The organism is bacterium (assembly GCA_028821235.1).
GTDB lineage: Bacteria > Actinomycetota > Acidimicrobiia > Spongiisociales > Spongiisociaceae > Spongiisocius.
Map to the genome: position 1 here is coordinate 1 of JAPPGV010000071.1, position 9,556 is coordinate 9,556.

Below are 9,556 nucleotides of genomic sequence, written 5' to 3' on the forward strand. Positions count from 1 at the left end.
GCCGCGTTCTTGGCGCCGAGTTCGCGCCAGTCGTCGGGGCTGTTGCGATCGCCGATCACCGGGTATACGTACTCGCGCTGCATCAGGTGAAGGGTCTGATCGCTACCCAGGAAGTGGCCCGGCCCCGAAATCGTCTCGCGGATCACGTCCATGGACAGGGTGGAGTCGTCGATGTCGACTCCCCGGATGGTGCGGTTGGCGGATCCGAGCATGTCGTTGTCGATCACCAGGGCCTCGAGGGAGAAGGCGAGCAGGGAACCCAGCATCCCGGCCGACTCGTAGACCAGGTTGGCCCCGGCTTGTCCGGCCAGGACGGTGGTGATGCCCTTCTCGTACCCGGCCTGGTTGTCCGGAAGCTTGGAGTCGGCCATGCCGGCCGCCACGCCTGACGGCAGGCCCAGCCAGTTGGCCATCTGCGCCGCGGCGGCGTTCAGCACCGCCTCCTCGCCCGAACCTCCGCTCATGGCGCCCGTGCGCAGGTCGGAGACGAAGGGCCAGAGCCCCATCACGCAGGGATGCCCCGGGGAGACCAGGTTCACGCTGGTCAGCCCGGCCAGGCACTCGGCCAGCGCCTGGACCAGCGATCCGCCGAGGGCGGCGGGGGAGGTGGCGCCCGCCTGTCCGGCCGAGAGCAGGTTGATCGGCATTCCGGTCGCGATCTGGGCGACCATGGCCTCGGTCGACTCGTAGGCGAAGCGCAGCGGCGGCACCACGAAGGTGTTGTTGACGCACACGAAGGGACGCTTCCGGAACTCTCCCTCCCCGCCCAGCACGTAGTCGTACATCTCGACCACCTCGTAGACGTGCTCCGGGCGGAAGAAGGAGGTGCCCTGCGGCTTGTCGGTCCCCATCATGGTGGCGTAGGCGGTGTTGATATCGACTTCCCGGGAGGTCTCCAGGTCCCGGGTCACCATGGTTCGCAGGAAGAAGTGGATGTGCTCGAGCGTGTTGTTGAGGCGGGCGGCATCGTAGAGGTCGACGGTGGTGCTGGGACGGAAGGTCCGCTCGTGGTAGTCGAGCATCAGCACGGCGGCGCCGGCCGTCCCGTAGTGGACCTTGTTACCCGATAGCTCGATGCTCTTGTCCTCGTCGATCCCGTGCCACACCCATTCCTTGGCGGCCACCTCCTCGACGATCCGCTTCACCACCGAGCGTGGGTAATGCAGCCGGTTGTTGCCGTCCAGGTGGCCCCCGGCGCCGGTGACGGCCTCGATGAACTCGGGTATCGGATCGCCCATACCCACCTCTTCGACCAGCTCGAGAGCGGCGTCGTACACCCGCTCCATGTCGGACTCGGTCAGGGGCCGGTAGGCGCCTCCGCTCTGGCCGGGGCGTACCGCCCGCTCGTCCTCGGTGGGGCCGGCCCGGCGCGCCGCCACCCGGGCGGCCCGTCCTCCTGCGCGCCTGCGGCGGGCCATCTCAGGCTCGCAACCGCTCGCTGCGGGGATCCCACACCGGTTCGGCCAGCACCGTGGCGGTCCGGCGGCGGTTCATGACCCCCACCTCGAAGGTCGATCCTGGGGCTTCGAACCCGGGGGCCACGTAGGCGAACAGGATGCTGCGGCCGACGGAGTGGGCCCAGGCCCCGCTGGTGGTGATCCCCATGATGCGCTCGCCGTCGTAGGTCGGCTCGTTGCCCAGGCAGTCGGCGTCGCCGTCGTCCAGCTCGGCGTACACGAGGACCATGCTGAGCGGCTCGGCCTGGTCACGCCGGGCAACGGTGGCGTCCTTGCCCTGGAAATCCTTGCCGTAGTCGACGAAGCGACCGAGCCGGGCTTCCACCGGGGTGATCTCGGTGGTGAGCTCCGAGCCGTGCGCCTTGTAGGCCTTCTCGAGCCGCATCACGTTCATCGCCCGGCTGCCGAAGTCGACGATCCCGTGCGGGGCGCCTGCCTTGTGGATGGCGTCGTACGCCTCCACCATGTGTTCCAGGGGCATGTGCAGCTCCCAGCCCAGCTCCCCCACGTAGGACACCCGGAGGGCTATGCAGGGAGCGCCGGCCACCTCGATCTCCTGCCCGGTGAGCCAGGGGAAGCTCCGGTTGGAGAGGTCGGCGCCGGTCAGGCCGGCCAGGACCTCCCGGGAACGGGGTCCGGTGACCGCCAGGATGCCGGACCGGTCGGTGACGTCGGTCACCGTCACCCTCTCACCGTCCCGGATGTGGGAGGTGAGCCAGTCGAAGTCGTGCCATTGGGCCGTGATCGCCGAGTTGAGGTAGAAGCGCTCCGGTCCCAGCCGGGTGATCGTCATCTCCGACTCGATGCCTCCCAGGGTGGTGAGCATGTGGACCAGCCTGATCCCGCCGTCCCGGGCGGGCAACCGGTTGGCCGACAGGCGGTCCAGCAGGGCGGCGGCGTCGGGTCCGGTCACCTCGAACTTGGCGAAGGCGGTGAGATCCGCGATCCCGACCCCTCCCCGGACGGCCCTCACCTCGGCGCCCACCTCGTCATGGGCGGAGGAACGCCGGAAGGAGTAGACCTCCGGGTCGGGGGAGAAGTACATGGCCCGCTCCCAACCCCACACCTCCTGCCATATCGCACCCTTGGCGTCGAGGATGTCGTATAGGGGCGTCTTCTTCATCGGCCGTCCGGCGTCCCGGTACTCGTTGGGCATCCGCACCTGGTACATCTCGTGGAACTCGTCGATGGATCGTTCGTGGGTGTAGCGGCCGGGTGCGTACGGACCGAACCGGCGGGGATCCATGTTGGCCACGTTGATCTCGGTCTGGCCGTGGACCATCCACTGCGCCAGGTACTTGCCGGCCCCGGGACCTTGGGTGATGCCGATCGAGGCTCCCGCGCAGTACCAGTAGTTGCGTAGCCCCGGAGCCGGTCCCATCAGGTAGCCGGCGTCGGGAGTGTGCGTGATCGGTCCCGACACGACTTGTTTGATGCCCGCTCCGGCGAAGCAGGGGAGTCGCTGGGCGGCGAAGTCCAGCCAGGGAAGCAACCGGTCCAGCTCCACCGGGGTGAGATGGAAGGTCAGGTCCCAGTCGATCCCCCCTACCCCGTACTCCTTGGCGTCGGCCCGCTCGTAGGGTCCGATGATGAGGCCGTCATGTTCCTGGCGGTAGTAGCAGGAAGCCCGTGGATCCCGTACCACCGGGTGCTCGGTCTCCAGGGCGGCCACCTCCTCGATCCGCTCGGTAACCAGGTACTGATGGATCACCGACTCGATGGGCACGTCGAGGCCCACCATCGCGCCGAGTTGCGGGGTATAGGAGCCGGCCGCGTTGACCACGTGCTCGGCCACGATACGGCCCTTCTCGGTGATGACCTCCCAGCGCCCGTCGGGCAGCTGGTTCATGTCGGTAACCCGGTTCTTGCGGCTGATCTCGGCCCCTAGCCGGCGGGCGCCGATCGCCATGGTGTTGGTGGCGGCGGAGGGATCGGTCCAGCCGTCCCCCGGGGTCCATATGCCCAGCTTGATGTCCGGCTCGACATCGAGAAGGGGCGCCACCTCCGTGATCTCCGACGGCCCGAGGAGGTGGCATTCCACGCCGATGTAGTCCAGGATGCCCTTCACGTAGTAGAACCAGTCGACCTCGTTGTCGTACCGGGCCAGGCGGACCGCTCCACACCCGTGCCAGCCCGAGTGCATGCCGGTCTCCTGCTCGATCACCTTGTATAGATCGGCGGTGTCCCGGTGGACCTTGGCCACGTTGAGGTCGCCGATGAAGTGGGGGATCAGTCCGGCCGCGTGCCAGGTGGACCCGGAGGTGAGCTCGTCCTTCTCGATCAGGATCGTATCGGTCCAGCCTTCGTGGGCGAGGAAGTAGAGGAGGCCGACGCCCATGGCGCCGCCGCCGACGATCGCTACTCGGACCTCATCTCGCATGCTCGCCCTCCGGCGAATCGGCGTGTATGTGGGTTCCCCCTACACGCTGTGAATTGCGGGCTCTACGGTAATCGCTGAACGGACGAGGATAGTTCTACAAAGGGTCCTCTTTTCTCCGGCCGGTGGATGCCGTGCGCTCGGAGATACCGTGGGTGCGGACGGGTGAGTCCGGCGCTGGTTGCGAGCCTTGTGGGTACAGGCTCCGGAGTGAGGCAACCGGATCCTGACGGCGGGGGAATGGGACGTTCCATGCCCCGGCGGCGCCTTACCGGAAGTTGCGGCTCCGGAGAGGGTCGGTTTTTATCGGGACGAAGTCACGGGCCACCAGGTTGGTCACCCCGTCCCGGTATTCGAGGCGGCCTTCGATGATCAGGCCGGGATGGCGGCGGGCGGTCTTGTGGCGCCGGCTCCAGATTTCGGGTAGCACCACCACGTTCATCAGGCCGGTCTCGTCCTCCAGATTGAAGAAGATGACGCCTCTGGAGGTGGACGGGCGCTGCCGGTGGGTGACCACCCCTCCCACCTTGATCCGGGTCCGGTTCTCCCGTATGTCCAGCGCCTCGGCTATCGGAACGCACCCGGCCCGGTCCAGGGCCGGGCGGGCGAAGTGCATGGGATGGCGGACCGACACCCCGGTCGCCCACAGCGAGGCCTGGTGAGCCTCCCGGTCGCTCATCGGCGCCAGCGGCGGCGGGTCCGGATCCGGCGCCAGCGGCAACCGTCCGGGTCCGGTACCGGCCAGGGCGCCTGCCATCCACAGACCCTGACGGGGGGCAACCCCGAACGATCCGAAGGCTCCGGCGACGGCCAGCCCCTCCATGGCGTCCGCCGGCAGACCGGTCCGGTGGGCGAAGTCGGGCAGGTCGGTGAACCCTCCGCCGACCTGGCGGGCCGCCAGGATCCTCCGAACTTCGACCTCCCCCAGATTGCGCACGCTGGACAGGCCCAGCCGGGCCGCTACCGATGCCCGGATCGGGTCGTCCGCCGGGCCCCTTCCCCGGCGCCAGACCATGCCGTAGTGCTCCGCCACATCGTCCTCATCACACGCATACGGCTCGATGGTGCTCTCCTCCAGCGAGAGGTTGACGTCCGGGCCGAGGACGACCACCCCGTGACGGATAGCGTCCTGTACCAGGCTGTTGGGGGAGTAGAAGCCCATCGGCTGGGCGTTGAGCAGACCGACCAGGAACTCGGCGGGGTAGTGGTAGCGCAACCAGGCCGACATGTAGACGATGTAGGCGAACGACACCGAGTGGCTTTCCGGGAAGCCGAACGAGGCGAACCCCTGCAGCTTTTCCCAGATCTCCTCGGCGGCGGCGCCCGTCACCCCCTTGGTCCGCATCCCGCCGAAGACCTCCTCTCGCAGCTTCTCCATCTCCTCGTCCGACCGCTTGTGGGTCATGGCGGCCCGGAGCCGATCCGACTGCCCTCCGTCGAAACCGGCGCACACCCGGGCCAGTTCCATCAGCTGCTCCTGGAACACCGGCACCCCCAGAGTGCGCTCCAGGATCGGCTCGGCCAGCGGATGGGGATACCGCACCGGCTCCTCCCCGTTCCGCCGCCGCAGGTAGGGATGGACGGAAGCGCCCTGGATGGGGCCGGGACGGATCAATGCCACCTCTACAGCAAGGTCGTAGAAGGTGGCGGGTTTCAGCCTGGGCAGGGTCGCCATCTGCGCCCGTGACTCCACCTGGAAGAGCCCCACGGTGTCGGCATTGGTGAGCATCTGGTAGATGGCCGGTTCCTGGGGAAGGTCGGCCAGGTCGATCCGCCGCCCATGGGCTTCCTCCACGGTGTCCACCGCCATATGCAGGGCGCTCAGCATGCCCAGTCCCAGCAGGTCGAACTTGACGATCCCCATGGCGGCGCAGTCGTCCTTGTCCCATTGCAGGACGGTGCGGTCCTCCATGCGCCCCCATTCGATCGGGACCACCTTCCAGAGGGGCCGGTCGGCGATCACCATGCCGCCCGAATGGATACCCAGATGCCTGGGGAACCCGTCGAGGCGCCGGCAGATGCCATAGACCAGGTCGGCGGTCAGCCCGGCCGGCAGGGGTTCTTCGAGCGGCAACTCCGCCGGGGAGTGGGTGTCCACGTACCTGGTCAGGCCGTCGGTCTGGGCCGGGGTGAAGCCGAAGGTCTTGGCCACGTCCCGCAGCACCGACCGGGCCCGGTAGGTGATCACGTTGGCGACCATGGCCGCCCGCTCCCGCCCGTACCGGCGGTAGCAGTACTGGATCACCTCCTCCCGGCGTTCCGATTCGAGATCCAGGTCGATGTCGGGAGGCCGGCCCCGTTCATCGGACAGGAACCGTTCGAACGGCAGCCCCAGCCGGAGGGGGTCGACCCGGGTGAGGCCCAGGCACCGGCACACCGCCGAATCGGCCCCGGAACCACGGATCTGGCACATGATGTCCTGGGACCGGGCGAAGTTGACGATGTCCCACACCACCAGGAAGTAGCCCGGGAAGCCCAGCCGCTCGATGACATCCAACTCGTGCTCCAGCCGGTCGACTGCTTTGCGCTCGATCGCCCCGGTCCGCCCGGGGGCGGGGTAGGCCTGGCGAGCCCCTTCAAAGGTGAGATGGCGCAGGTAGTCCATCTCGGTGGCGAAGCCGTCCGGAAGCGGGAAGTCGGGTAGCCGGGGGGCCACCAGCTGCAGGTCGAAGGCAAGCTCCCGCCCCAGGTGGGCGGTCCGTTCCACCGCTCCCGGATAGGTCCGGAAGCGGGCGGCCATCTCCGCCGGAGACTTCAGGTGGCGCTCATCGGTGTCGGGTCGGAAGCCGTCGTGTTCGGCGAGCGGCCGCCGCCCTCCGATCGCGGCGAGTACGTCGGACAGGTCGGCGTCCCGGCGGTCGGCATAATGGACGTTGTTGGTGGCCACCACCGGTAGGTTCAACCTGGTGGCCACCTCCCACAGCAGGTCGTTGCGCCGGTCGTCCTGCGGCATCCGGTGGTCCCAGATCTCGATGTGGAAACGCCGCCCGAAGGCTTCCCGCAGGCGGGAGGCCTCCCTCAGGGCCGCTTCCCGATCCCCTTGCCGTGCCGCGCGGGGGACCGCTCCCTGCCAGCATCCGCTCAGCGCCACCAGGTCTCCTCCACCGGCCGCCTCGGCCAGGTCCTCCCACCGGTACAGAGGGCGGCCTTTGGCGCCCCGCAACTGCCCTCTGGAGACCAGGTGGGCAAGCCTGGCGTATCCCTCGGGCGACGAGGCCAGCACCACCAGGTGCTCGGGCTCGAACCCGGCGCCCGTCCGGGTGCGGTACTTCCGCCCGGCCCGCTTCGGCGTCGCCTTCCCGACCTCCCAGCGGAGGGCATCATGGCGGCCGGCCCTATCGAAGGGAGAGACCGACTCTCCATCGCTGTCGGGCAGGTAGTCCGGGGGGCATAGCGAGAGCTCCACCCCGTACACCGCCGGCAAGCCGGCCCGCCGGGCTGCCTGCCAGAACCGCACCAACCCGTAGAAACCGTCGTGGTCGGTGACGGCCAGGGCCTCGTAGCCGAGTTCGGCGGCCCCCTCCACCAACGCCTCGGGGTGTGAGGCACCGTCCAGGAACGAGAAGTTGGAATGGGCATGTAGCTCGGCGTAGCGGTGCTCAGTCATAGACGCCCACCGTGAAGGCTTGACCGCCGGTTACCCGGCACAGCACCGCCCCTGCCGAGGTGACGATCTGGTACAGAGCACTCGGTTCCTCCTCGGCCCACCACTCGCCCAGCCTCCGCCACGGACCCGCCCAGGCCAGCACCGGCTCCCATCGGGTGGAGAGGCGCACCCGAGTGGGGACCTCGGCGTCCCATTCCACCTCCAGCCGCCGGGGACGGGATGGAACCAGGCTGGGGGAGGGCGCCGGAACCTTTCCGGGCCAAGGTGAGGCGGGAGAACGGGTCGGCTCGGCAAAATCCTCACCCCATCGGGCCCACTGCACCCGCTCTGCCGGGTCCCTTCCACCCTGGGGGCGGGCCCGGAGAACCGAGTCGGGACCCAGGATGGTCCGGGTCCGCTCCAGCGCTCGTTCGGTTTCGATCCGGACCTCCCTTTGCTCGAACAGGTCCGGCTGGTAGCCCTCGTCGGACAGGCCGGTGGGTGACAGTTTCAGACGGGTCAGCCCGTCCGTGATCCCTCCCGTCTCGATCCAGGCCCGGAGTTGCCACCACACCCGTTCGGCCAGCGCCCGGGTATCAAACGGTTCGGCACTGCGCCACACCCGTGACCGTGTTACCCCGTCGGCAGCCTCGGCTTCCACCTCCACCTGGTGGAGGGCGATCCGGTGCCGATCCAGCAGGGCCAGGAGGTTCCCGGCCAGGCGGCGGGCCATGAAACCCACCTGCTCGACCAGCATCAGAGGTTCTTCGAAAATGGCCTCTACGGTCAGATCGTCTGGGATGCGGCGCGGCAGGACCCTCCGATCCTCGCCGCCGGCCAGACGATGGGCCTCCAAGCCTCGGGTGCCGAATCGGGAGGCCACCGCATGGCGGGGCAGGGCCGCCAGTTCACCCAGGGTGGTCACCCCCAGCCAGCGGAACGTGGCGACCAACTCGTCGATCTCCAGAGCGGAGATGTCCAGGCCGGACAGGAATTCCTTCTCGTCCTTCACGATCAGCGTCGGGTGGCCAGATCGGGCTGCCCAGTAGGCGGCGAACGGACCGTTAGCCACTCCGAAACGCCCTCCGGGCGCCAAGGGCTCCAATGTTGCGGCTATCCGGTCCACCAGGGCGCGCTCGCCGCCGTAATAGCGGACCGCCCCGTCGATAGGGACGAACACCCAGCCCGGCTCGACCACCTCCACCCTGGGTATCAGATCCTCGATGGCGTAGAGGATCGGCTCGAAACGGGTGGCTTCGGCGGCGGGGTCGCGCGCCAGGACCAGGGCCGAAGGGCAGAGCGCCTCGGCCGATCGGCGGGTCATGCCCACCTCGATTCCCGCTTCTGTCGCCCGATCATTGGCGGCCGCCACCAGGGGACGGCCGTCCCGGGTCCCCACAACGAAGGCCGCCCTATCCGACGGACCGTCCGATCTGCGGAGTAACCAATCGGGAAACCACACGCACAGGACGCGCGCCATCGTCCTCCACCTCCACTACCTGATACCGGCCCGCAGCCCCCTTGCCTGACAACTCGACCACCAGGGTGCGCCCACCCAGGCTGCCGTGTCCCTCCCGGGCGCCGGCCCACTCGACCCGGACCGCCCGTACCCGCAGGAAAGCCATTCCGGAGGGGACCCTGCCTGCCAGGGGATTCAGGATCACGGTGGCGTTGCGGGCCCGGGCCTTGGCGCCGAGGCGCCGCAGCAGGGCTTCCCCGACACCTCGGGGAACTTCGGCGTAGATCGCTTTCACGCCGTCAAGCAGGACGGCCAACACCCTGGACCATTGGTGGGCGTCGCCGCACCGCACCACCGTCAGATGGTCGGGATCGATGCCGACCTCCCATGCCGCCAGCGGGCATAGCCATCCCCGAGCGTCCACCACCACCCGGCGAGAGGCCGAGGCCGCCGACAGCATGGAAAGGCCGATCCGGGTCAGCCCCGATCCGGTGGGGCCTTCCAGACCGATCACCCGTCCTGGATACACCGGCAGGGCGGCGACATCCGCAGGCGCCGGTCCATCGGGCGCTGCCTTCAAGATGCTTGCGGTCATGCTCCCCGCTTTCGAGATCGTTCGTTTCCTCGCGCTCTCCGTCCGGGAAAGGGCGTATGACTATACCCGAACATATGTTCGC

5 protein-coding genes are annotated in these 9,556 nt (G+C 68.5%); all 5 read right to left on the reverse strand.

What is annotated here, in order from left to right:
* Positions 1 to 1,418 (reverse strand): trimethylamine methyltransferase family protein (locus tag OXK16_07380; GenBank protein MDE0375769.1); only part of this gene is annotated, 1,418 nt, incomplete at its 3' end.
* Between the two features lies 1 nt (position 1,419).
* Positions 1,420 to 3,837 carry an FAD-dependent oxidoreductase gene (locus OXK16_07385; protein MDE0375770.1) on the reverse strand — a complete coding sequence of 806 codons (2,418 nt, stop codon included), beginning with the start codon at positions 3,835 to 3,837 and terminating at the stop codon, positions 1,420 to 1,422.
* 265 nt (positions 3,838 to 4,102) lie between these two features.
* Complete coding sequence (locus OXK16_07390; protein ID MDE0375771.1) at positions 4,103 to 7,441, reverse strand: error-prone DNA polymerase; 3,339 nt, start codon at positions 7,439 to 7,441, stop codon at positions 4,103 to 4,105.
* Complete coding sequence (locus tag OXK16_07395) at positions 7,434 to 8,900, reverse strand: DNA polymerase Y family protein (GenBank protein MDE0375772.1); 1,467 nt, start codon at positions 8,898 to 8,900, stop codon at positions 7,434 to 7,436. The genes OXK16_07390 and OXK16_07395 overlap by 8 nt, the downstream gene beginning before the upstream one ends.
* A complete protein-coding gene (locus OXK16_07400; protein MDE0375773.1) occupies positions 8,833 to 9,474 on the reverse strand; it encodes a hypothetical protein in 642 nt (213 codons plus the stop codon). The genes OXK16_07395 and OXK16_07400 overlap by 68 nt, the downstream gene beginning before the upstream one ends.
* Positions 9,475 to 9,556: the final 82 nt, after the last annotated feature.

What these genes read in the sequence shown, in the direction of transcription:
- OXK16_07385 (MDE0375770.1), bottom strand. Translation starts at nt 3,837, where the DNA reads ATGCGAGATGAGGTCCGAGTAGCGATCGTCGGCGGCGGCGCCATGGGC.
- OXK16_07400 (MDE0375773.1), bottom strand. Translation starts at nt 9,474, where the DNA reads ATGACCGCAAGCATCTTGAAGGCAGCGCCCGATGGACCGGCGCCTGCG.
- OXK16_07395 (MDE0375772.1), bottom strand. Translation starts at nt 8,900, where the DNA reads ATGGCGCGCGTCCTGTGCGTGTGGTTTCCCGATTGGTTACTCCGCAGA.
- OXK16_07390 (MDE0375771.1), bottom strand. Translation starts at nt 7,441, where the DNA reads ATGACTGAGCACCGCTACGCCGAGCTACATGCCCATTCCAACTTCTCG.